This window comes from Saccharospirillum sp. (assembly GCF_039982735.1).
In the GTDB taxonomy this organism is placed as follows: Bacteria; Pseudomonadota; Gammaproteobacteria; order Pseudomonadales; family Natronospirillaceae; genus Saccharospirillum.
Genome location: NZ_JBDWXV010000011.1, coordinates 77656 through 100987, shown reverse-complemented (window position 1 = coordinate 100987; position 23332 = coordinate 77656). Strand labels below are relative to the sequence as shown.

Below are 23332 nucleotides of genomic sequence, written 5' to 3'. Positions count from 1 at the left end.
GGCGGGCCGGTCAAAGAGTGCAGCGACGGCACACAACGTAAGCATCAACGCCTACTGAACCCGGAACCGCAATTGCAACGCCCGCAAAATGACGTATACCCAGGGCCACAACAAGGCACTGACCAGCGACGGCAGCAAATGCATCTCGCCGGTGATGCCCGACCCCAGAAAGTCACGACACCATTGCACCAGCAACTGACTGACCGCAATGATCAGAAACACGACCAGTGCCTGCTGCAAGATCGGGTACATGCGCAGCCGCTGATGCAACAGCAACACCAGATACACAAGCCCGCTGTATGACAGGGCAAACACCCCAAGATAGGTTCCCAGCACCACGTCTTGCAATAAGCCCACGCAAAAACCAACGGTAATGCCAACCCGGTCGGGCAACACCAGGACCCAGAAAATAAGAAACAGACCAACCCAGTCGGGTCTGGCCAGCGCAATCATCTGTGGCAGCGGCACCGCGGCCAGCAAATACGCAATAAAGAAACTGAGGGCGATAACCCACAAGCCCTTGGCGGGTTTGGTTTTCATTCCGGCTCCCGCTTGAAGATAAGCAGTAAATTTCGACTGCGTGACAGTTCAGCCAGCGGTTTGGCCCGAATGGTCGCAAAGGGTTCGCCGGTATCGTATTCAATGGCCTGAACTTCAGCGACCGGATAGCCTTCCGGGAATCGCCCGGCCAGACCGGAGGTGATCAGCAGGTCGCCTATCTTTACATCGGCCGTGCTGGGTACAAACTCCATTTCCAGCACGTTCAGATCACCGGTACCCACCACAATGCTGCGCATGCCGTTGCGGTTAATTTGCACCGGAACCGCGTGGTTGGCGTCCGCCACCATCAAAACCCGGGAAGTGAGTGAGTTGACCTGAATCACCTGGCCAAACAACCCGGTGGCGTCGAGGACGGCCTGGCCAACATAGGCACCATCCTGGGCGCCGCGATTGATAATAACCTGATGAGTGAAAGGATCCGGGTCGACACTGAGCATTTCGGCGGTCAGATAGTCGGCCTCGAAACGGGGCGTGGCATCCAGCAAACGACGCAAGCGTTCGTTTTCTGCTTCAAGCACGGCCAGCCTTTGCGCCTGCTGCCGGAGCACGAGCACCTGATTGTTCAGCGAACGGTTATCTTCGATCAGCTCATCGCGCTCGGCGAAGGTGCGACTCGACCACTCCACCATATCGGTGGGCAGGCTGATCAGGGATTGTACGGGAGATACCAGATAAGACAGGGTCTGTCGCAAATAATCGACCTGGGTGTAGCGGGCATCCAGAGCCATCAGCGCGACAGAGACCACCACAGCTACCAATAGACGATAACCGTGCTGTGGGCCGGCAGAAAACAGCGCTTTGATGACAGACTCTCCTATGAAATGCGGGTCGCAAGAACAATGCAGTCAGGCCGGCTTCAGACCGGCACTGGCTGCTGGCGACCATTATTCACTGAAAAAGTCGAACACACGTTCATCCATCATTTCCAGTGCACGGCCGCCACCGCGGGCCACACAGGTCAGCGGATCGTCAGCCACCAGCACCGGCAAGCCGGTTTCTTCGCTCAACAGCTTGTCGATATCCCGCAACAGGGCTCCACCACCGGTCAGCACAAGGCCGCGCTCGGCGATGTCGGAAGCCAGTTCGGGCGGTGTTTGCTCCAGCGCGCTTTTCACGGCCTGAACGATCGCCGAGAGACTTTCCTGCAAGGCCTCAAGCACTTCATTGGAATTCAGGGTAAAGCTGCGCGGAATGCCTTCGGCCAGGTTACGGCCTCGCACATCGATCTCGCGAATCTCGGTTCCCGGGTAGGCACAGCCAATTTCAATTTTAATGCGTTCGGCCGTCGCTTCACCGATCAGCGAACCGTAGTTGCGACGAATATAGGCCACGATGGCTTCATCGAAACGATCGCCACCGACGCGGACGGATTCGGCATAGACCACACCGTTCAAGGAAATAACGGCAATTTCCGTGGTGCCACCGCCGATGTCCACCACCATAGAGCCACGGGCTTCCTCGACCGGCAGGCCAGCACCAATCGCCGCCGCCATGGGTTCTTCAACCAGAAACACTTCACGGGCACCGGCACCAAAGGCCGACTCGCGAATGGCTTTTCGTTCTACCTGAGTGGATTTGCACGGCACACAAATCAACACTCGGGGGCTCGGCGCAAACCAGCTGTTTTCGTGTACTTTGGCAATAAAATGCTGCAGCATTTTTTCAGTGACGTGAAAGTCGGCAATCACGCCGTCTTTCAGTGGCCGGATCGCCTGAATGCTGCCCGGTGTGCGGCCGAGCATGCGTTTGGCTTCTTCGCCCACGGCGGCAACGGTTTTCTGGTTCCCGGTCAGGCGCACAGCCACAACCGACGGTTCATTCAAGACGATGTCGCGATCGCGCACATAAATCAGCGTATTTGCCGTACCCAGGTCAATCGACAAGTCGCTTGAAAAAAGTCCCCGAATCTTTTTAAACATTTTTTGATGATTCCAATTCTGATGGGTGCGGTACAAGAGGGTATGGGAAACCGGCTACAGGATTTCCTGATGACAACCCAATAAATCCACACTATTAAAGCCATGACACAGCCCGGCAATGTATCAATGGCAGGGATTTTGGGCAAGCTGTAAATATGATAACTTATGCCTCATCAATGATTTATTGGGTAGAGTTAAAGCGTTAATACATCCTAATGTGAATTGAACACCGGTGCAGATTCACAGGTTTGAATCACGTCCGTCATCAATTCAGGTTGGGAAGGCAAGCGCCAGGCTCGGCCCGTGATAATGCACCAGATTTGTCATCCACCCACCCAATGCCGCAAGAAGCCATGTGTAAAGCCTGCTTCAACCGCATTGACCAGCGTGGTTTGGCCCCTAATTTAGCCCCAGGAGATCCACAACCATGAGCCTAGACCGCTCCCAGGTGGAAAATGTTGCCCAACTGGCTCGCTTGCAAGTCACGGAGGACGCTATGGCCGCCACCGTGGCCAGTCTGTCGAGCATTCTCGATCTTGCCGACCAGTTGCAAAAGATCGATACCGAGGGTGTCGAGCCGCTGTCGAACCCCTTGGATGCCACCGCGCGGCTGCGCCCCGACGACGTCACCGAGCACAATCAGCGCGATGCCTACCAGGCAATTGCGCCGAGCGCGGCCGATGGCCTGTACCTTGTCCCCAAAGTCATAGAGTGAGCCAGACCCGACATGTTAGATAAAACACTGACCCAGCTCGCCGCCGGTCTGGCCCGGGGCGATTTCAGCAGCGTGGAGCTGACACAGGCCTACCTGGAGCGCATCCGGCAGCACAATGCCGACCTCAACGCCTATATTAGCGTCACCGACGACATAGCCCTGGCTCAGGCGGCCACGGCCGATGAGCACCGCGCCGCCGGCAATGCCAGTTCGCTGACGGGGCTGCCGATCGCTCACAAAGACATTTTTTGCACCCAGGGCGTGCGCACCAGCTGTGGTTCACGCATGCTCGACAACTTTATCGCGCCCTATGAGTCGACGGTAACCGCTCGCCTCGCCGATGCTGGTGCGGTCATGCTTGGTAAAACCAACCTCGATGAATTTGCGATGGGGTCTTCCACCGAATCCAGCCACTACGGCCCGACCCGCAACCCCTGGAACCGGGACACCGTGCCCGGAGGCTCCTCGGGCGGCTCGGCAACGGCTGTGGCAGCGCGTCTGGCGGCGGCGGCCACCGGTACCGATACCGGCGGCTCCATACGCCAGCCAGCTGCATTCACCGGCATTACCGGCCTGAAGCCGACCTATGGCAGGGTTTCGCGCTGGGGCATGATCGCCTACGGCTCATCGCTCGATTGCGGCGGCCCGATGACGCAAACGGCCGAAGATGCGGCGCTGATGCTGAACGCCATTGCCGGCTTTGACCCGAAAGACTCTACCAGCATGAACCGGCCCGTAGACGATTATCAGGCGCGCCTGAACGAACCCCTGGCGGGCCTGCGTATCGGTTTACCGAAAGAGTATTTCGGTGATGGTCTGAACGACGGCATCCGGGCCGCCGTGATGGCCGCGGTCAGCGAGTTGGAAAAACTCGGTGCAACGGTCAAGGAAATCTCACTGCCTCGCACCGAGCTGTCGATTCCGGCCTATTACATCATTGCCCCAGCTGAAGCCTCGACCAACCTGTCACGCTACGACGGCGTCCGCTACGGTTACCGCTGCAAAGACCCGGTGGATCTCGAAGATCTGTATAAGCGCAGCCGCGCCGAAGGCTTTGGCGCGGAAGTTCAGCGCCGGATTCTGGTCGGTACCTACGCATTGTCGGCCGGCTACTACGATGCCTACTACAAGAAAGCCCAGCAACTGCGCCGCCTGATACGCGACGATTTCCAGACGGGTTTTAAGGACGTCGATGTCATTCTCGCCCCCACCACGCCCTCACCGGCCTGGACGCTGGGAGAGAAAAGCAACGACCCGGTGGCCATGTACCTGGAAGATATTTATACGCTGTCGACCAACCTGGCTGGCCTGCCCGCCCTGGCCCTGCCCTGTGGCCAGGTTGGTGGGCTACCGGTGGGCCTGCAGCTAATCGGTAATTATTTCGAGGAGAGTCATTTGCTGAACATCGGCCACCAGTACCAGCAGGTAACCGACTGGCATCAGCAAGCACCGGCACTCTGAGACTGGTTTTTGAGCCAATTGAACGACACGCACGCATCCGTTAATCGCACGTGAGCAGCAGGCCCCAGCGCCCGCTGCCAGCAGAGGACCCAAAGATGGAATGGGAAACCGTAATCGGGCTGGAAATACACGTTCAGCTTTCAACCCGATCCAAGATATTCTCCGGCTCCAGTACCCAGTACGGCGCTGAGCCCAACACCCAGGCGAGTCTGGTCGATCTGGCCATGCCCGGCGCCCTGCCGGTGTTCAACGAAAACGCCCTGCGCAAGGCCGTCGCCTTTGGCCTGGCAATCGATGCGCACATTGGCAAGCGCTCGGTGTTCGACCGCAAGAACTATTTTTACCCCGATCTGCCCAAAGGCTATCAGATCACCCAGATGGATGACCCCATCGTCGGGCTGGGCGAAGTCGACATCGTGCTCGACGACGGCAGCACCCGCACCATCGGCGTGACCCGGGCGCACCTGGAAGAAGATGCCGGTAAATCCCTGCATGAAGATTTCGAAGGCATGACCGGCATCGACCTGAACCGGGCCGGCACGCCATTGCTGGAGATCGTCTCCGAACCGGACATGCGTTCGGCCAAGGAGGCAGTGGCCTACCTGAAGAAGATTCACAGCATCGTCACCTACATCGGCATTTCCGACGGCAACATGGCCGAAGGCAGCCTGCGCTGTGACGCCAACGTCTCGGTTCGGCCCAAAGGCCAGACAGAATTCGGCACCCGGACCGAAATCAAGAACATTAACTCCTTCAAGTTTGTTGAAAAAGCGATCAACGTTGAGGTTCAGCGCCACATCGATGTCATCGAAGACGGCGGCACGGTTACCCAGGAAACCCGGCTGTACGATGCCGACAAGAACGAAACCCGCAGCATGCGCTCGAAAGAGTTCGCCAACGATTATCGCTATTTCCCCGAACCCGACCTGCTGCCGGTCGAGATTGACGACGCTTACATTCAGGACGTAAAAGACCACCTGCCGGAACTGCCGGATGCCAAAATTCAGCGGTTCAAGGCCGATTACGGCCTTTCCGACTACGATGCCACGGTACTGGCCGCCAGCCGCGCCATGGCCGATTATTTCGAGGCCGTGGTCGACGTCACCAAAGACGCCAAGCTGGCCGCCAACTGGTGCATGGGTGAGCTGGCCGGCCAGTTGAACCGCCATGAACAGGACATCGCCGACAGCCCGGTCTCAGCGGCGAACCTCGGCTTGCTGATACAACGCATTCAGGACAACACCGTCTCCAACAAGATCGCCAAAACCGTGTTCGAAGCCATGTTCCGGGGTGAAGGGTCGGCCGACGAAATCATCGAGGCACAGGGCCTGAAACAGGTCAGCGATTCTGGCGCCATCGAGGCGATGATCGACGAGGTGATCGCCAACAACCCCGCCCAGGTGGCCGATTACCGCAGTGGCAAGGACAAACTGTTTGGCTTTTTTGTCGGCCAGGTGATGAAAGCCTCCAAAGGCCAGGCCAATCCGGCCCAGGTGAATGATATTCTGAAAAACAAGCTGCAAGGCTGACCGGTCAGCGCCGGATCACCCCATTGGGGATTGATCCGGCGTATTTTGTGATCAACACTCTCTACATTCGATCCTCACAATGTCCATCACCCCTAAACCCTCGCGCGGCCTGGCCGATACCTTCCATACCAGGTCAACAAAATTGTCACAGAACAATAACTGACCGATCGATCAAATAACGGCATAATCACAGTTCTCACACGTTCAACGGTGCCCGGTCACGGCCGGCCCTATCAGGTTTTGGATCAACACTATGAAGCTGTCCCTGATTGCCCGGGTTATTGCCGGTTTTACCACTCTGCTGATCTTGTTTTCGATGATTACGCTCTACTCGCTGGTCGTTGAAAACCGTCTGGCCGGACAACTGGAGCTGACGTCAGGTCAGTTGGGCCCCTTGCTGGACGATACCAACCGGCTGCGTAACACCCTTCAGGAGGCGAACCGGGCGGTTATCCTGCACGCCAATGCCGACGATGCAGAGCGCAGAACCCTGCTTGAAAGCCAGTTCAGTAGCGCGCGCAACGGTTACGACAGCCTGTTTCAGAGCCTAATGCAACGGCTCGAAGCCTATCCGGACATTCGTGATCAACTGGCTGCCAGCCAACCCCTGGCTGACTCGCTCTTCGCAACCGGCGCTAACCATTTGGCGCTGCAGAATCAGCGGGTGCAGGCCCGCCTGAACGCTCTGGAGCAAGCCCAGCAATTTGACGATGAATGGATATTCTTTACCGGGGATCTGAACGCCATTGGTTCCCGGGCCACTGCTCAGGGGGATTCGGGTCTGCAATGGGAAATCGATTACATCGTTTCCCAGGCTGAGGGCGCTCAGGCCTACCTGCAGCGGGCGCTGGCGATCAATTCTTCCGAACGCATGGGCGAAATCGAGTCCCAGTTAACCACAACTCTGGAACAGCTGAACGCCAAGGCGGAATCGATCGAATCGAATTTTGCCCGCTATGCCGCCGACACCAATGACTATATCGATCTGTTACGCTCCGCCATTGCCGGCGAATCGGGGTTGTTTCAAAGCCACAAGCGCTATGTTGAACTGAACGAGCAAAGCACCCTGGTTCTGCTTGAACTGAACGACACCATGGATTCCAACCTCACCGCACTGGACAGCCTGGTCGGCACAACGCGCAGTGTGTCGGCGCGGGCCACCCAGGAAGGCAATGCCATGGCCACCCGGGCTATTGCCATCACCCTGGGCTTGCTGGTGATGGCGCTGGTCATATCGGTGCTCATCGGGTTTTCCATCGTCCGCTCAATTCGCAAGCCCATGGCCGAAACCCTGGCCGTGCTGGACCAGTTGGCACAGGGCCATCTGGGCGAACGCATCAAACACACCTCCAGTGACGAAATAGGACAGATTGCCCGCAACGTGAATACCCTGGCCGACCGGCTCAGCGATGTCATTCGCGACATCCGGACGTCTTCCGAGCAGGTGGCTGAATTGTCGGCCAGTACGTCGGAAGTCAGCGCAACCACGCGTGCCAGTGTCGAGCAACAGCAGGAGCAGACCCAGTCAGTGGCCACGGCCATCACCGAAATGGAAAGCGCCATTCAGGAAGTGGCCGCCAATGCGGAGCGCACACGCACCGAAGTGTCTGAAGTGACGGAGTCGGCCGAGCAGAACATGGCCAGCATGACGCAAAACATTGACTCGGCGCGGCAATTGAACGACTCCCAGGCGCACGCCAAAACGGTGATTGAGACCCTGCGGGATGAAAGCCAGCAGGTGGCCACCATACTCGATGTCATTCAGGCCATCGCCGAGCAAACCAACCTGCTGGCGCTGAATGCCGCGATTGAAGCCGCCCGGGCCGGCGAGCAGGGCCGGGGCTTCGCCGTGGTGGCCGACGAGGTCCGCACGCTGGCGACCCGGTCACAACAGTCGGCAAACGACATTCGTGTGATGATTGACCGGTTACAGCAGCAATCCGAACAGGCCGTCGCCATTATGTCGAGCAATCAGTCACTGGCGCAGGCCTCGGCCAGCCAGTCTCAACAGACCGGCGACTCACTGGCGGCCATGGTCAAACGCCTGGCAGACATTAACGACATGAGCCATTCCATCGCGACGGCGTCGGAAGAGCAAAGTGCCGTGGCCCGTGAAGTCACCGAAAACGTGGTACATATTTCCGATATGGCGGAATCCCTGGCTGAAACGGCCCGCCAGGCGGCCAGCAACAGCCAGCAACTGCGCGAACTGGCCCGAAACCAAACCGCACTGGTGGGCCGATTCCAGTTAACCTGATCAACGCATACGCCGGTGCAACTGAACCAAAGCCGGCGTGGTGTGCGTATCAAAGAATCACGTTTTACAGGAAGGCTGCATGCAATTACTGTCGTTCGGAGTACCTGTTCCGGCTCGCACTCTGACAACCCTGACCATCACACTGCTGGCATCCGCACCGGCTTTTGCGGTCGACAGCGCTGCACTCAGATCCGGTCTGCAATCGGCAACCGGATCGTTAGCTACCCTGAAAACCATCCATATCGCCCATCAGGGCGAGATCATCTGGGCCGAGGCTTACAATGGGGCTAGCCTGTCTGCCTCCACCAACATCAAGTCAGCGTCAAAGACACTGGTCGCTACGTTGGTCGGCATAGCCATCGACAAGGGCATTCTAGACGGCGTTGATCAACCCATCGCGCCCCTGCTGCAAGACCAGCTTCCAGAGAACCCCGACCCGCGGTTAAACGACATTACCATTGGCCATTTATTGTCGATGCAGGCTGGACTGGAACGCACCTCTGGGCGGAATTACGGCGCCTGGGTGGTCAGCGATAACTGGGTGAAAAATGCTCTGTCACGCCCGTTCGAGGAAGAACCTGGCGGCGACATGCAATATTCAACCGGCAGTACCCACCTGCTATCGGCGATTCTGATGCGTGAAGCCGGAGAGTCCACGCACAGCCTGGCCAACCGTTGGCTGGCACCGGCCGGTATCCGCGTCGATAGTTGGCTGAAAGACCCCCAGGGCATTCCCATGGGTGGCAACCAGGTGGGTATGACACCGGAATCGCTGCTGGCACTGGGTGAACTCTTTCGCCGGAATGGCCAGACGGAAGACGGAGAGCAACTGCTGTCGCAAGAGTGGATTGACGAAAGCTGGGAACGACGTACCCGGTCCCGATTTCATCGCGGCGGGTACGGCTATGGCTGGTTTATACAAACCTTTTCCGGCGTCGATGGCTACTATGGCTGGGGGTACGGTGGTCAGATGATCTACGTTTTGCCCGAGCTGGAGCTGACCATCGCCATCACCTCTGAGGAAAACGAACCTTCAGGCCGCAGTGGTTATCGCGACCAGTTGCATCGCCTGGTCAGTCAGCAGGTTGTGCCTGCGGTCCGTGATTCCTGAGTGACAACACAAAAAAGGCGGCTGCCCTAACGGACAGCCGCCTTTTTTACTCATGAACCTTATCGCACTTTTTTAACTGACCGGTTGTCCACCGGCACCTGAAAAACCTCGACCTCCCCTTCCAGGTCAGCCGCGAGCCCGTTCAGAGTGTTAACCGCATTCTGATTCGCCTTCAGGGCGGTGATCGATTTGCCAGAACTCTCAGTAACGCCTTCCATCGACGCGACCAGTTCGTTGATGTCGCCAACCTGCACGCGAATGACTTCGACGATCTGCCGAACTTTTTTCAGCGAATCATTCGCCTGATTATCGATGGTTGTCAGCACTTCATTGGACGATTCACTCAATGACAAACCATGCTCGATTTGCGGCAAGGTTGATTCCATGGCATTCACCGATGCCTGCGTCTCCTTGCGAATCTGTCCCAGCATCGATTCGATCTGGCCAGTGGCATCGCCGGTGCGCTGCGCCAGAGTGCGCACTTCATCGGCCACCACGGCGAACCCACGGCCGGATTCGCCAGCGCGAGCAGCCTCGATAGCCGCGTTAAGCGCCAGCAAATTGGTTTGCTCGGAAATACCGTTGATCACACCGGCTATGTTGGCAATCTCGCCGGTACGGGCTTCCAGCTGACGAATTTGATCAACCGCCGCGTGCACCACATCCGATACCTTACGAATTTCTATCGCCGTCTCGGCAATCAACCGACGACCGGATTCAGATTGCTCAACCGTCTTCGACGAGTTTTCTTCCGTATCTTCGAGCAATTCAGCGGTATGCAGCACACTTTGGCGCATGGTTTCCAGGCGATTGGCAGCATCGTTCGTCGACTCGCCCTGCTGCTCTGCCATCGTCAGTGCATCGCTGGACTCCCGGGACAACACAACCGCTTCTTTGCCCAGTTGCTGTGAGGCGTTCACGATATTGGTCACCACTTCACCCAGCCGATTCTGCATCAGTTGCACTGAATAGAGCACGCTGCCTTCCGGTGAGGTACGGATCTTCTGGCTCAGATCGCCTTCCTGAACCTTCGACAAAATATCGGCCACTTCGCGCGGTTCACCGCCCAACGAGACTTTCAGGCTGCGTTCAATCAGGATCGCCAGCACAATGCCGAACAAAATGGCGAGCCCGGTCAGCAACAGCATAAAGGCTGTGAACCCTGCCGCACCTTCACGGATGTCATCAGTAATGGCCTGGCTTTGCGCTTCCTGATAGTCAATGAAGGCGTTAATTGATGCCAGCCAGTCGATGAAGGCGGGCTTGGCTTCAGTCAGCATGAGTTGTTCGGCTGCCTCGCGCTGGCCGGCTTGCCGCAGGTCAATAACCTCTGAAATCAGCGGTTCTGTGCGTTGTTCAACGGCTTGAATGCGGCTGAGCAGTTGACGCTCACTGGCGGACACATCACCACCATTGTTCAATAACCGGTTCAGCGGGCCAGCACTCTCCTGATAAAAGCGTTCAAGCCGCTCGATAATCGCAATTTCTTCATTCAAAGCGGCCGTGTCAGGCGCCAGAACCACATCGCGAATGGCGATGGCACGGTCGTGCACACTGCCCCTAAAATTAATAGCGTAGCGTTGTTTCACCGAGTTTTGATCGGTGATGGCCGTTAGCCCCTGATCAATGGTTTGCACATTACGCACACCGATCACGGTAATTGCGAGCATGACCGCCAATACCAGGCCGAACCCAATGACCAAACGCCTTCGTACCGACATCTGGGAGAACAGCTTAATCAATCCCATTTCTACCACCTCATTGTTTACTGCACTGCGCCAGCGACGCACTTTTTTCAACCCGGACCATATGCGTGATCTGGCTCCAAAAATAGCAACTTTACCTGTGAGTCTCCGAACTCCGCTCCGACCGCCCCATTCTCTTTTCAGTGACCCATTACGACCGTCTATTGATGACGTTTTAACCAGCAGTGTGGCAAAACCGTCACTATTCAACAGAAACCGCTGAAAGGTATTGTCAATCATTTGACGACCTTTGTTATTCGCCAAAGTTCGACACAGAGTGAGACAACCTATACGCATCTTGCTGAAGGGCCGACCACTACCGGTTTCACTATTTTTTTGAACAAGGTGTTCGCATCCACTCACCAAGGCTAGAACTGCTAACGGTGAGAGCGCCATTTACGCCAGAGCGAACAAAGACTTATAGCTAGAAGACGCTGCTGTTGAGCATTGGGTGGGCAGGCTAGCGGTCCATACCAACTTCTTACACGTTGGAATATCGCCGGGTCATGAGGGGCGTCTATCATCTGTTGGTGTGTCGGTGTCGTAAAACAATCGAGCCTGTTTACGGTGGTTCAATGGCAGTTTGTCCGACAGAAATCGAAACACCCACCAATCGATTTGCCGACTCCCGGGAGGAGCTCTCATGACACAGACACCAGCCCCTGCACTAGCGACGACCCCAGCCCAACCCCCTCAATCCATTCCACAGCAAGCCTTCGACTGGTACGACGAGTACGCCCACGGTCTGATCGACCGTCGCACCTTCATGAACCGGCTGATGTCGCTTTCGGCCACCGGCATTGCGATGGGCACGCTGACGGCCGCACTGATGCCCAATTACGCCGAAGCCGAGCAGGTGTCATTCAATGACCCGGACATCAAGGCCACCTATACCAGGTTCCCTTCGCCCCGGGGTCATGGCGAGGGCCAGGGGTATCTGGTGGTGCCCACCAACCTCGAAGGCCAGGCACCGGTCGTGCTTGTCATTCACGAAAACCGCGGGCTTAACCCCTACATTGAAGATGTGGCCCGGCGTCTGGCCAAAGCGGGCTTCATCGCCTTCGCACCGGATGCCCTCTACCCGCTCGGTGGCTACCCGGGCAACGATGACGAAGGCCGAAGCATGCAAGGGTCACTTGACTCAGCCAAGATGGAAGCCGACTTCATGGCCGCCGCTGAGTTTTTGAAGAATCATGAAGCGTCGACCGGTAAGCTGGGTGCGGTGGGCTTTTGCTATGGCGGCTATGTCGTGAACATGCTGGCTGCAAGCATGCCAGAGCAGTTAAACGCCGGCGTCCCGTTTTACGGTACCCCGGCCAAAGCAGATATCCGAGACCAGGTAAAGGCCCCGCTGATGCTGCAATTTGCCGAACTGGACAACCGGGTCAACGCAACCTGGCCGGATTATGAAGCCACCCTGAAAGCCAACGGTGTCGACTATACCGCTCACATATACCCGGACACCAACCACGGTTTTCACAACGATTCGACCGCCCGTTATGACGAAGCAGCCGCCGAGCTGGCCTGGGAGCGGACTTTGGCGTTTTTCAACACGCACCTCGGTTGAATGAAAACAGCGTCACATCAGGTAGCGCCACCCGGCGGCTACTGCTATGCCGGCCGCTATGGCCGGCATGGGCCGACGCAATGCCAGCATCACGGCCGCCGTCGCCAGTAATGCCATTCTCGCCGCCATATCTCCCTCCACGGCCACCGGTACCAGAATGGCGATCAGCACCGAACCCGACATGGCGTTAATGAAACTTTCAACCCGCGGATTGATCGGAACCACCGACATCACCAACACCCCGCCGAAACGGGTCAGCAACGTCACCGCGCCCATCAGACAAATGACCAGGAGTCCGTTCAGACCGTCGGTTGCCATCATGCTTCTGCCCTCCCGGCCTTGAGTTCCGCAGGTTGCTCCAGCCAGAACAACCCCACCAGACCACCCCCTATGGCGCCCACGACAACATGGGTGTTTTCAGGCAAATACCGGTAAGCGAGCCAGGCCGTCAGCGCCGCTACGCACCAGGCCAGCACCATACGCAGACTTTTGCGACCGCCAAACACCATCGACAGCATGAAACAGCCCATGACCATATCCAGCCCAAACCGGGCCGGGTTGGCGATCAGATTGCCAAAGGTCATGCCCAGCAGCGTACCGCCCATCCAGGTAACCCAAATCGCCATCCCTCCGCCGACCAGAAGGCCAAGGTTGGGTTTGCCTCGCTGGCAATCGTTCAGTGTCATCGCCCAGTTAGCATCGGACAAGACCAGCATTGAGCCGAATCGCTGGGTTGCCGGGACCTGTTTCAACCAGGGGTACAGACTGGCTCCCATCAGCAAATGCCGGGCGTTGATGGCAAAGGTGGTCACCAGTAACGGAATAACGGGGATCTGCCCTCCCCAGAGCTCCAGTGCCGCAAACTGGGCTGTTCCGGCAAAGACGGCAAAGCTCATAAACACCGTTTGCAGGGGCGTCAGGCCGGTTTGAACGGCGGCAAGGCCATATGCCAAGCCAAACACCATAACAAACATCGACAACGGCAATAGGCGCCAGAAGCCTTGCCCGATACCCGCTAGCGTGAGACTGGGCATGACTGAGACGGCGGTGGACATGACAACTCCGAACGGTAGGGATTAATTCAGCATTGAACCAGCTTGGTCGGGAACGGCCAAGCCTGAGGCAGAACAGAGTTCAAGCTCGATTGTAAAGGATTATGGTCAGGCTTCAGGCCTGACCACCACTGTCACTGAGAAAGGTTTTATCGATGCCCAGCCTGCGCAAAGCCGCATCGTAGCGGGTCTCCAGCCCTTCCTCAAAGATCAGTGCCAGGTCACCCGGCACGGTCAGCCAGGCATTGCCTTTCAACTCCCCTTCGAGCTGACCCGGCGACCAACCGGAACACCCGAGGCACACCAGATAGTCCTCAGGCCCGGCGCCACGCGCGATGGCCTGCAGAATATCCGGACTGGTGGTAATGCTCAGGTGACCGTTGTTGACGGTACTGCTCCAGGGGCCTTCGTTGGAGCGATGAATGATAAAGCCGTGCTCGGGCATCACCGGCCCGCCCGAATACACCGGGCGATCCAGTAAGTCGGCGTTATCGCACTCAATGTCGAGTGATTCAAACACTTCGCCCAGGGTCATGGACGTCAGCCGGTTGATCACCAGCCCCATGCAGCCTTCATCATCATGCTGGAACAGGTAGGAAACGGTGCCGGTAAACCAGGGGTCACTCATATCGGGCATGGCCACGATGAACTGATGGCTCAAACCGGTGTCATTATGAAAGAGGGTGTCCATCATGGTACTCCTGTTGCGCTGAAACGATCGTCTGACGACTCAATACCGCCGACCGTTCAGGTCGGGGATACCAACCAGCCACCCTGCGTTCAGTCGCAGAGGGCGGTGGTGGAAGGAAACCTCACGTACCCGGTAATGCCTTATAGAATAGTAACTTATTACTGAGCTTGCACCTGTGTCACTAACGTTGCTGGCAAACCGGACAATCTGGCTGACGCTTGAACCGGAACCGCTGCCAGCTAAGATCGGTGGCATCCAGTGTCAGCAGCGTTCCAACCAGTGGCTCGCCAAACTGTGCCAGTAACTTTAGGGTTTCAACGGCCTGCACTGACCCGACGATGCCTACCACTGGCCCCAGCACGCCGGCGGTGGCGCAGCTGACATCGTCATCCTGACCGTCGGGAAACAGGCAGCTGTAGCAAGGGCTGTCCTCACGCCGAAAATCAAAGACGCTGAGTTGCCCCGATAACCCAATCGCCGCCCCCGATATCAGCGGTATACCAAGCGCCATGCAGGCCCGGTTGGCGGCATAACGGCTGCTGAAACTGTCGGTGCTAATAACCACGGCATCACAGCCCCGGGCCCAGGCGAGCATGCTGGCCTCATCGAGGTGACTGTCAATCTCAGTAACCTTTACGTCGGGATTCAGCTCGGCCAGGGTGGCTCGGGCGCTCGAGGTTTTCTTTTCACCCACGGCCCGGGTGCGGTGCACAATCTGGCGTTGCAGATTGGTTTCATCGACTCGGTCGCCATCGGCAATCAACAGTTCACCAACACCTGCTGCGGCAAGATACAACAAGATCGGGCTGCCTAATCCACCAGCGCCGAGCACAAGTACGCGGCTGTTAACAATACGCTGCTGCCCCACAATATCCACCTGTGGCAACAGGATGTGCCGGCTGTAACGCAGCAGTTGGTGATCGGTGAGTTCTTCGGGCGGCTGAGTCATGGCAGGGGCCTTGTTAGGCAGATCAAAACCCGGTTTCTTGCACTGAAACGGGCCAGATCTGCGGGCAACCCTGTTGGTCACCCACTGGCGGTTCAGACTGAGCCGATCAGGCTTCTTCGTCAGGAACGACTTCATCGATCAGGGTTTTAAGCTCACCCTTCTGGTGCATATCGGTAATGATGTCACAGCCACCAACCAGCTCACCTTTGACCCACAGTTGCGGAAAGGTCGGCCAGTTGGCGTATTTTGGCAATTCGGCACGAATGTCCGGGTTGGACAGCACATCAACATAGGCAAACTTCTTGCCGCAGCTCATCACCGCCTGCACCGTCTGTGCAGAGAAGCCGCACATGGGCTGGTTCGGGTTGCCTTTCATATACAGCAATACCGGGTTGGATTCGATTTGCTCTTTGATGTTCGCCAGGGTGTCGGTCATGGTTTCATCCCACAGGTTGCTTCAGATGTCGCTATTGTACGCCAATCCTGTTGAATCGACAGGGGATGACAGCGGCAATAACAGCTTGCCCTCTTAGTTAGGGTTTAATTGCTCATTTTCAATCGGACACACTCTACTTCCAGCCCAATTTGGCTCAACGGCTTTCATCTAAACCAGGCAATAGCCAACCATCCGTGCCAGGCACAGGGTAGAGCTACCCGGCACTTGTCGTGTTGCCTGATCCGACCTTTCACAAAACCCGCAAAACATCACTGCAAATATCGCAGGCGGCTTCCAATTGCTCTGGACTAGCCGCTTCAGTAAACTTGACGGTTTTCCCGCTTGGGAGCCTGTTGGGCTTAGGGGGATCGAAGCGAGGGAGTGGGACGGCGAGACCAATTTTTCGCAAATTTTTAGTGCATAGCGGGACTATGTGCTCAAAATTTGCGGATATTTGGGCCGTCGTCCCGCTTCCGCAGCCGATCCATCTAAGCCCTACAGGCTCCCTTGGGCGTGGACCACTAACCCCAGAACGGAGTCACCCACCCATGTCCGTCAGGCACTTTTTGACCCTGAATGATCTCACCCCGGATGAACTGCGGTTCCTGATTCAGCGCTCAGGTGAACTGAAAAGCCTGTTCAAGCGCGGCGAGGTGTTCGAACCGCTTAAAAACCGGGTGCTGGGCATGATTTTCGAGAAATCATCGACGCGGACCCGGGTTTCGTTCGAGGCGGGCATGATGCAACTGGGGGGTGGTGCCATTTTTCTGTCGCCGCGGGATACCCAGCTTGGGCGGGGCGAACCCATAGAGGACAGCGCCCGCGTGCTGTCGCAAATGGTCGACGCGGTGATGATTCGCACCTTCGAGCATGAAAAAATCGAAACCTTTGCCGAGTATTCAACGGTGCCGGTGATCAATGCCCTGACCGATGACTACCACCCCTGCCAGCTGCTGGCCGACATGCAGGCGTATCAGGAAGCGCGCGGCTCGATTCAGGGCAAAACCGTTACCTGGATCGGCGATGGCAACAACATGTGCAACTCCTACATCAACGCCGCCATGCTGTACGATTTCAAGCTGAACATCGCCTGCCCCGAAGGGTTTGAACCCATGGCAGACTTGCTGACCAAAGCCGGTGACCGCGTCACCATTTTGCGAGATCCGGTAGAAGCGGTGCAGAATTCACATCTGGTCACCACCGATGTCTGGGCCAGCATGGGCCAGGAAGAGGAAGCCGACGACCGGATTCGGGTGTTTGAATCCCTGCAAGTCTCCCCGGCGTTGATGGATAAAGCCCACAAAGACGCTGTCTTTATGCATTGCCTGCCTGCCCACCGAGGTGAAGAAGTCAGCATGGATATGCTCGACGATCCGCGCTCTGTGGTCTGGGAACAGGCGGGTAACCGTTTGCATGCACAGAAAGCGTTGTTAGAGTTTTTGCTCTGCAGTGAGTGAAATTGCCTAAGCAAGTTTCGGAGTTCGCTAAGTTGACAAGCAGCGGCTGCCTGGGGTGTTCCTGTGAGGTAGTCCGCAGTATGGATCGGTCCGACGCCTCGGCTGCGGTCTAGGCTCCATGGATGGATTGAGTGGGCGGCATACCGCCCGACCCCACAGGGACACCCCAGGTAGTCGGTGCGGGCCACAGCCACTGTAACGACTCCGAACTCCGAAACTTGCCCTACCCACGACTCAAGGCGTCACACTGCCCTGCCGTACTGGCAGTTTGGCCCGTTTGCGTTCCTTCAGGCCAATCAGAATCAGTGGTACCACAATCATGCTCGACCCGATGATGAACCAGAGATCGGGCGCCTCATCGAAGAACACCCAGCCTCCCAGCAAGGCCCAGAGCAAGCCAGTGTATTCCGCACTGGTGACTTCATTGGCCGCGACCCAGCGGTAGGCCATCAGCACCGTAAAGTTGTAGCACAGAATGAAAAACGCCGAACCAAAGGCGGTGAACAGAATTGTCCAGTCGAACGGCTCGCTCTCCCACATCATTAATAAAAAGGCGGCCGGTAGCATGAGCAGGTGAGTCAGTTGCAGCGTATGCACCATCGACTGACCCCCCGGCAATTTGCGAATCAACACGATGTTGATCGCCAGTGAACACGCAACCCCAATCGCGCTGAGGCTGCTCCAACTGATTGCTACCGGACGCAAGATAACCAGAATGCCAACAAAGCCGCTGATCACCGCAAACAGACTCAGCGGCGTCAGCCGTTCATTAAAAAACACCACCGCGATGACCATCACCAAAATGGGCGCCGCATAGAACAGCGCATTCGCCGTGGCGAGTGGCAGAGTACCCAGCGCCACCACCATGCAGGCAATGCCCATCAGACTGATATGGGCGCGTATCAGATGCATGCGCCAGCCCGCAAACAACCGCTGACGATCGATCATCGACATCAGCGGCAACAGGATGGCCATGGCACAGAGGGTACGGACAAAAATGAACTGAAATATCGGGACGTCGCTACCCTGCCACTTGATCAGCGCATCGGAGACCAGCGCCAGCGCATTGCCGATGACCAGCAACCAGATTGCGCTGTTGATGGTTCTGCCCGGCATGACGATACTCTCCCGATTGAAAATCCTGACTACAGAGAATGCGCCAACCGGCCCGATCCCAATCCATGCCTGGAGTCTATTGCCACTCAAGTATTGAGAAAAATGATATTTTCTTTATGGTATTAGTATTTTAGATACTAGCCGGATCACCTGCTGATGAAGTTACCACCCCTGAAAGCTCTACCCGTTTTCGAAGCTGTAGCCCGGCTTAACAGCTTCAGCCGGGCGGCCGATGAACTGGCGGTTAGCCAGAGCGCCGTCAGCCATCAAATTCGCCTGCTGGAAAGCTACCTTGGCGAGGATCTGTTTACCCGCCAGGGACGTTACTTGGCGCTGACAGAGCCCGGCCGGCACTATCTGGAAGGGGTAACCAATGCCCTGCTGCAGATTGAGCGCGCCAGCGAGCAATTGCAGGGCAAGCCGGATACTCAACTGCGCATGGCCCTGTTCAGCTCATTCGCCGTTCGCTGGCTCATCCCTAACCTGCCCTACCTGCAACGCCAGCACCCCGAGATCGACCTGCAACTGGAAATGATGAACGAGTCGCCGCAGCTATCAGACCGGGTCGCCGACTGCTTTATCACCCTGCACGAAGATCAGCGCGGTTTTACCACCGACTTGCTCTACACAGAGCGGCTGTTCCCCATTTGCAGCCGCACCTACTGGCAACAGCTGTGCAGTGATCTGTATCAGGAAGGGCTGATTGACACACCGGAACCGGCCACCATAGACCCGCTACTACTGATGCGCTGCCCGCTTCTGTCGACTTACTCCATCTTCGGAGAGCAGAAAGACGACTGGCGACGCTGGCTGGCCGAAGGCGGTTTAAGCCTGCCAGCAAACGCCCGGTATCAGCACTTCAGTCACATGCTGCTGGCTCTGGAGGCGGCCCGGCACCACCAGGGCCTGGCCCTGACCAACGACTACATGTACAACGCCAGTGAAGACCCGGACCTGATTCGCCTGCCCTGCCATACCCTGATCACCGGTGACCGCTTCTACTTTGCCTACAAAACCAGCCGCCGACAGGAAGCCGGCATTCAGAGGGTGCGCCAGTGGATTCGGCAGCGGGCAGGCAGTACCGGCTTGCTGGATGCGTTTCGGGAAAACTAATGTTGCAGACAAAAAGAAGCCCGCGAAAAGGGGAAGGAAACGCGGGCTGGGAGCAGTTGGAGCAGGGTCGACTCATCGGGTACCCCCGGGACTGCCCCTGCTCTCTTACTCTGAAGTCTGTCTGTTCACTTACTCGGATGTCTGCTTTTCTGCCTTACCTAAACTACGAAAGAAGCTCACGACAGGATGTTTCAAAATGTTATCCAGAAACACCTGCTGACTCAGCTGACGCAAGCTGTCAGCGTAAGTAGGATAAGGATGGATCACTTTCTGCAATTTGCCAAAATTTAGATTCAGGGTTTTCATGACCTGCACCTCGGCAATCAGCTCACCGGCCCGTTCGCCTATGATGTGAGCCCCGAGCACCTTGCCCCGCCTGCTGACAATCAGCTTAATCAGGCCAACATCGCCGGCTTTTGTCTTAACGCGGTCCAGCTTGGCAAAGTCGTAGCGGTAGACGCGAATGCTGTCGCCATGCAGCTCCCGGGCTTCCTGCTCGGTCAGCCCGGCACGGGCAAATTCAGGGTCAGTAAAGGTGGCCCAGGCGACGTGGCTGTAATCCACAGAGCGGTTGATCGGCAGTATGGCGTTCATGGCAGCAATCTTGCCCTGAAAGTTGGCCATATGGCTCAGTAGATAAGGCCCCGCGACATCACCGCAGGCGTAGATGTTTTTAACGCTGGTCTGTAAATGCTGATTGACCGTCACCCCCTTGTCGACATCCACACCAATGTCCTCCAGGCCCATGCCGTTCACATTGGGCGCCCGACCAATGGCTACCAGCAGGTTCTCCGCTTCCAGGGCACCGGTTTCGGAGCCTTTCTCGGTGTTCAGTCGCACACCTGCAGATGTTTTTTCGACGCCAACTGCCTTGGTGCCGACTTCAAACCGAACCCCTTCCGCCGCCAGGCGCTGACGAATAAGTGCCGAAAATTCAGGCTCTTCGCGCGACAGTATCTCCGGCATCATTTCCACCAGCGTGACCTGGACACCAAGCCGGTTCATCGCCTGAGCCAGTTCCATTCCAATAGGCCCGCCCCCCAGTACGATGACCGAAGCGGGCAAGGTGGCTTGCTGAAAAAAGTTTTCATTGGTCAGGTAATCGACCTGGTCCAGCCCCGGTATGGGTGGCACAAAAGGTGAGCTGCCCGTTGCCAGCACAAATTTCTTACCCTCGTAGGTATTGTCACCTACCTCAATCCGCGTCGGACTGATAAAGCGGGCAAAGCCATTCACATAGTCAGCCCCGGCTTTTTGCAGAACTTCGGGGGTTTCCTCTTCGTAGACATGCTCGCTAACGGCTCTTACTCGCTCAAGAATGGCGCCAGAATCAACGGTAATGGTCGCGAATTTGCGGGCAATGTGAACCTCTTTGGCCTGATTGATCAGCGCCTTGCTTGGCACACAGCCCGACCAGGTGCACTCGCCACCCGGCCGGTCTTTTTCAACAATCAGTACCCGTTTGCCAAAACCCAGGGCAGTAAAAGCCGCCGTCAGGCCACCGGCCCCGCTGCCGATTACAATCAGATCATAAGGTTTCATAACCATCCTACTGTCAGTTAGTCCTGAATTTGCTGGTACAGCGTTGTCAGTTTTTCATGGCGCTGACGATTCAGCCCCCGGTCGGAATAACCTGCTCGGCTGGACGACCGGAAATGCACTTCCCGGGCATCGGCATCGAGGTAGAACTCGGCATCGTCGTGGAACTTCATCAGATCGGTGGTGAATACGACATAGAGGTAATCGGCTTCCTGTTTAATGATTTCGGCCCCGCCATAGCTTTTCACCGCGGTGAGAATGGCGGACATTGTCGCTTCCTGATCGGCCTTGAATGGCCAGGGTGCAACCCGCTTTGCGACATCATCTGCCTGAGTCGATACCGCATTCGGCTTCGATGACAAGGGTTTCAGCCGCCCCTGACTGTGGCCCAGAACCGGTGTCCGGCTGTTCTGCACATAAATCATGATAAAAGCCAGCACGATCAGGACGGCCAGAATGATAAAAAAGGTTTTCATGGTTACTTCCCCTGTTTGCAGTGAGTTTGTCGGAGCATCGGGCCAAAACTTACAAAGCCAATGCTTTATCTTGCACACAAATATCTTGTGCACAAAATAATAGAGGGTATACCTTGACCCGTCAATACCTTGTGCGCAAACTATAAGCCTAATGACCACGACCGGATGCCTAAGTGACTGACAACACCGACGCCCTGCCCCAATTGAAGCTGACAAATCAGATTTGTCACGCACTCTACTCTGCGACCAACGCTCTGATTCGCGCTTACCGGCCGCTACTGGAACCACTGGACCTGACCTATCCGCAATACCTGGTCATGCTGTCACTCTGGGAAGAGGACGGCGTTCCCATTCGCACCCTGGTACACCAGACCCGGCTCGACTCCGGCACCCTAACCCCTATTCTGAAACGGCTGGAGCAGAAGGGTCTGCTGATTCGCGGTCGCGCAGCGACCGATGAACGGAGCAAGACCATCACGCTGACCGATGCTGGGTTGGCCTTGAAAAGGCAAGCGGCGGATGTGCCAGCCGCGCTGGTATGCCAGACCGACATGACCGCCGACCAGGCGCTGGAACTGAAAGCCCTGGCTGAAACGCTCTACCAGCAGTTGCAGAAAACACCAAGATAGATAACGGTATAAATACTTAAATTCAGAGTAACGGTAAGATTGAGAACTCAGGTTTCCAGAGTTGGCCGGCTGGCCTGTGTTCAGGCCACTGCTTGCCGGGCGCGACGGTGGGTTTGCCACAGACCGGCCATAAAGAAACCCATGGCGATCCAGATCAGCACGAAGGTCAGCAGTCTTTGCGGTGGGTAGGCTTCATTAAGAATGAACACCGCCGAGAGAAATTGCAGAGTAGGGTTCAGGTACATGATGAATCCGACCACAATCAGATCCAGCCGACGGGCAGCGGCGGCAAATAACAGCAGTGGCACGGCCGTTACCGCGCCAGCCGCAATCAACAGAAGGGTATCGCTCAGCGATTGCGCAAACATCATCTGGCCCGCCGACCAAAGCCAGAGGAGGTACAGCAATGCGACCGGCACGACCACCATGGTTTCAACCTGTAATCCGTTCAGGCTGTCGACAGGTTGCATCTTACGCACCAGCCCATACAACCCGAAACTGCTCGCCAACACCAGGGAAACCCAAGGCAAACGACCAATGGCAATCAGTTCGAACAGCACGGCAATCAAAGCCACCACCCCGGCGACTACCTGCCACCGGTTCATGGATTCTTTCAGTAACAAGCGACCCAGAAACAAACTGACCAGAGGCGTAATGAAATAACCCAGGCTCGATTCCAGTACCCGCCCCGCCGACACCGCCCAGATAAACACCAGCCAGTTAATGGTAATCAGCGCGGCCGATAACGACAGCCAGGCCAACGCACGGCGATTGGCAATCAGGGCGGCCAGTTGCTTGCGTCTACCCAAGGCCAGGATAACCAGCCCTGTAAACACATAGGCCCAAACGATCCGGTGCGCCAGCACTTCAAACGCCGACACATTGGCCAGCAAACTGAAAAATAAAGGAAAGCAGCCCCAGATACCGTAAGCACTGATGGCCAGCAACAAGCCCCGCATGTTCACCCTCCAAAATCGACGAGCGGACAGTGTACGGGGTTTGTCAGGAG

General features: G+C 56.8%; 22 protein-coding genes. 9 read left to right on the top strand and 13 right to left on the bottom strand.

Annotated elements, in window-relative coordinates; genetic code table 11:
- Positions 1-51: 51 nt before the first annotated feature.
- The 3 genes from mreD to ABJT94_RS08735 all read right to left on the bottom strand — a co-directional run bounded on the left by mreD (position 52) and on the right by ABJT94_RS08735 (position 2480).
- Positions 52-540: a rod shape-determining protein MreD gene (gene mreD, locus ABJT94_RS08745; protein WP_127554949.1), complete on the bottom strand. Its 489-nt coding sequence runs from the start codon at positions 538-540 to the stop codon at positions 52-54.
- Positions 537-1355, bottom strand: coding sequence for a rod shape-determining protein MreC (gene mreC, locus ABJT94_RS08740; protein ID WP_348485160.1), 819 nt, complete (start codon positions 1353-1355; stop codon positions 537-539). Before mreC ends, mreD begins: the two co-directional genes overlap by 4 nt.
- Before the next feature lie 90 nt (positions 1356-1445).
- Positions 1446-2480 carry a rod shape-determining protein gene (locus ABJT94_RS08735; protein WP_127554947.1) on the bottom strand — a complete coding sequence of 345 codons (1035 nt, stop codon included), beginning with the start codon at positions 2478-2480 and terminating at the stop codon, positions 1446-1448.
- A gap of 427 nt (positions 2481-2907) precedes the next feature.
- Between ABJT94_RS08735 and gatC the strand changes: the two genes are divergently transcribed.
- The 5 genes from gatC to ABJT94_RS08710 all read left to right on the top strand — a co-directional run bounded on the left by gatC (position 2908) and on the right by ABJT94_RS08710 (position 9553).
- The gene (gatC, locus tag ABJT94_RS08730) at positions 2908-3195 is read left to right on the top strand and encodes an Asp-tRNA(Asn)/Glu-tRNA(Gln) amidotransferase subunit GatC (protein WP_348475703.1); all 288 of its coding nucleotides are present in this window, start codon (positions 2908-2910) and stop codon (positions 3193-3195) included.
- 12 nt (positions 3196-3207) lie between these two features.
- A complete protein-coding gene (gene gatA / locus ABJT94_RS08725; protein ID WP_348475704.1) occupies positions 3208-4656 on the top strand; it encodes an Asp-tRNA(Asn)/Glu-tRNA(Gln) amidotransferase subunit GatA in 1449 nt (482 codons plus the stop codon).
- Positions 4657-4751: 95 nt separating this feature from the next.
- The gene (gene gatB, locus ABJT94_RS08720; protein WP_348475705.1) at positions 4752-6185 is read left to right on the top strand and encodes an Asp-tRNA(Asn)/Glu-tRNA(Gln) amidotransferase subunit GatB; all 1434 of its coding nucleotides are present in this window, start codon (positions 4752-4754) and stop codon (positions 6183-6185) included.
- 253 nt (positions 6186-6438) lie between these two features.
- Positions 6439-8442, top strand: coding sequence for a methyl-accepting chemotaxis protein (locus ABJT94_RS08715; protein WP_348475706.1), 2004 nt, complete (start codon positions 6439-6441; stop codon positions 8440-8442).
- A gap of 79 nt (positions 8443-8521) precedes the next feature.
- On the top strand, positions 8522-9553 hold the full coding sequence (locus ABJT94_RS08710; protein WP_348475707.1) for a serine hydrolase: 1032 nt from the start codon (positions 8522-8524) through the stop codon (positions 9551-9553).
- Between the two features lie 59 nt (positions 9554-9612).
- On the opposite strand, the gene ABJT94_RS08705 is transcribed toward ABJT94_RS08710, so the two are convergent.
- The gene (locus ABJT94_RS08705; protein ID WP_348475708.1) at positions 9613-11301 is read right to left on the bottom strand and encodes a methyl-accepting chemotaxis protein; all 1689 of its coding nucleotides are present in this window, start codon (positions 11299-11301) and stop codon (positions 9613-9615) included.
- 640 nt (positions 11302-11941) lie between these two features.
- On the opposite strand from ABJT94_RS08705, the gene ABJT94_RS08700 reads away from it, so the two are divergent.
- The gene (locus ABJT94_RS08700; protein ID WP_348475709.1) at positions 11942-12865 is read left to right on the top strand and encodes a dienelactone hydrolase family protein; all 924 of its coding nucleotides are present in this window, start codon (positions 11942-11944) and stop codon (positions 12863-12865) included.
- 12 nt (positions 12866-12877) lie between these two features.
- On the opposite strand, the gene ABJT94_RS08695 is transcribed toward ABJT94_RS08700, so the two are convergent.
- From ABJT94_RS08695 to grxD, 5 genes are all read right to left on the bottom strand, one after another.
- The gene (locus tag ABJT94_RS08695) at positions 12878-13186 is read right to left on the bottom strand and encodes an AzlD domain-containing protein (RefSeq protein ID WP_348475710.1); all 309 of its coding nucleotides are present in this window, start codon (positions 13184-13186) and stop codon (positions 12878-12880) included.
- Entirely contained in the window at positions 13183-13920 is a 738-nt protein-coding gene (locus ABJT94_RS08690) for an AzlC family ABC transporter permease (RefSeq protein ID WP_348475711.1), read from the bottom strand. The genes ABJT94_RS08695 and ABJT94_RS08690 overlap by 4 nt, the downstream gene beginning before the upstream one ends.
- A 112-nt stretch (positions 13921-14032) precedes the next feature.
- A complete protein-coding gene (locus ABJT94_RS08685) occupies positions 14033-14611 on the bottom strand; it encodes a YqgE/AlgH family protein (protein ID WP_348475712.1) in 579 nt (192 codons plus the stop codon).
- Between the two features lie 178 nt (positions 14612-14789).
- Positions 14790-15557, bottom strand: a complete 768-nt coding sequence (gene moeB / locus ABJT94_RS08680; protein ID WP_348475713.1) for a molybdopterin-synthase adenylyltransferase MoeB — start codon at positions 15555-15557, stop codon at positions 14790-14792.
- 106 nt (positions 15558-15663) lie between these two features.
- Positions 15664-15993, bottom strand: a complete 330-nt coding sequence (gene grxD, locus ABJT94_RS08675; RefSeq protein WP_348475714.1) for a Grx4 family monothiol glutaredoxin — start codon at positions 15991-15993, stop codon at positions 15664-15666.
- 548 nt (positions 15994-16541) lie between these two features.
- Here grxD and argF point away from each other — a divergent pair.
- On the top strand, positions 16542-17450 hold the full coding sequence (gene argF, locus ABJT94_RS08670) for an ornithine carbamoyltransferase (RefSeq protein ID WP_348475715.1): 909 nt from the start codon (positions 16542-16544) through the stop codon (positions 17448-17450).
- A gap of 234 nt (positions 17451-17684) precedes the next feature.
- On the opposite strand, the gene ABJT94_RS08665 is transcribed toward argF, so the two are convergent.
- A complete protein-coding gene (locus ABJT94_RS08665; protein ID WP_348475716.1) occupies positions 17685-18566 on the bottom strand; it encodes a DMT family transporter in 882 nt (293 codons plus the stop codon).
- Between the two features lie 156 nt (positions 18567-18722).
- Here ABJT94_RS08665 and ABJT94_RS08660 point away from each other — a divergent pair, with 156 nt between their 5' ends.
- Entirely contained in the window at positions 18723-19679 is a 957-nt protein-coding gene (locus ABJT94_RS08660; RefSeq protein WP_348475717.1) for a LysR family transcriptional regulator, read from the top strand.
- 129 nt (positions 19680-19808) lie between these two features.
- Here ABJT94_RS08660 and ABJT94_RS08655 read toward each other — a convergent pair whose 3' ends face one another.
- Both ABJT94_RS08655 and ABJT94_RS08650 read right to left on the bottom strand, forming a co-directional pair.
- A complete protein-coding gene (locus ABJT94_RS08655; RefSeq protein ID WP_348475718.1) occupies positions 19809-21221 on the bottom strand; it encodes an NAD(P)/FAD-dependent oxidoreductase in 1413 nt (470 codons plus the stop codon).
- A 17-nt stretch (positions 21222-21238) separates the two neighbouring features.
- Complete coding sequence (locus ABJT94_RS08650; RefSeq protein WP_348475719.1) at positions 21239-21694, bottom strand: DUF1499 domain-containing protein; 456 nt, start codon at positions 21692-21694, stop codon at positions 21239-21241.
- Positions 21695-21867: 173 nt separating this feature from the next.
- Between ABJT94_RS08650 and ABJT94_RS08645 the strand changes: the two genes are divergently transcribed.
- Complete coding sequence (locus tag ABJT94_RS08645) at positions 21868-22323, top strand: MarR family transcriptional regulator (RefSeq protein ID WP_348475720.1); 456 nt, start codon at positions 21868-21870, stop codon at positions 22321-22323.
- Between the two features lie 80 nt (positions 22324-22403).
- Here the strand turns inward: ABJT94_RS08645 and rarD are convergent, their stop codons facing one another.
- Positions 22404-23282 (bottom strand): EamA family transporter RarD, encoded by an 879-nt coding sequence (gene rarD / locus ABJT94_RS08640; RefSeq protein ID WP_348475721.1) that lies wholly within the window; start codon positions 23280-23282, stop codon positions 22404-22406.
- Positions 23283-23332 lie beyond the last annotated feature (50 nt).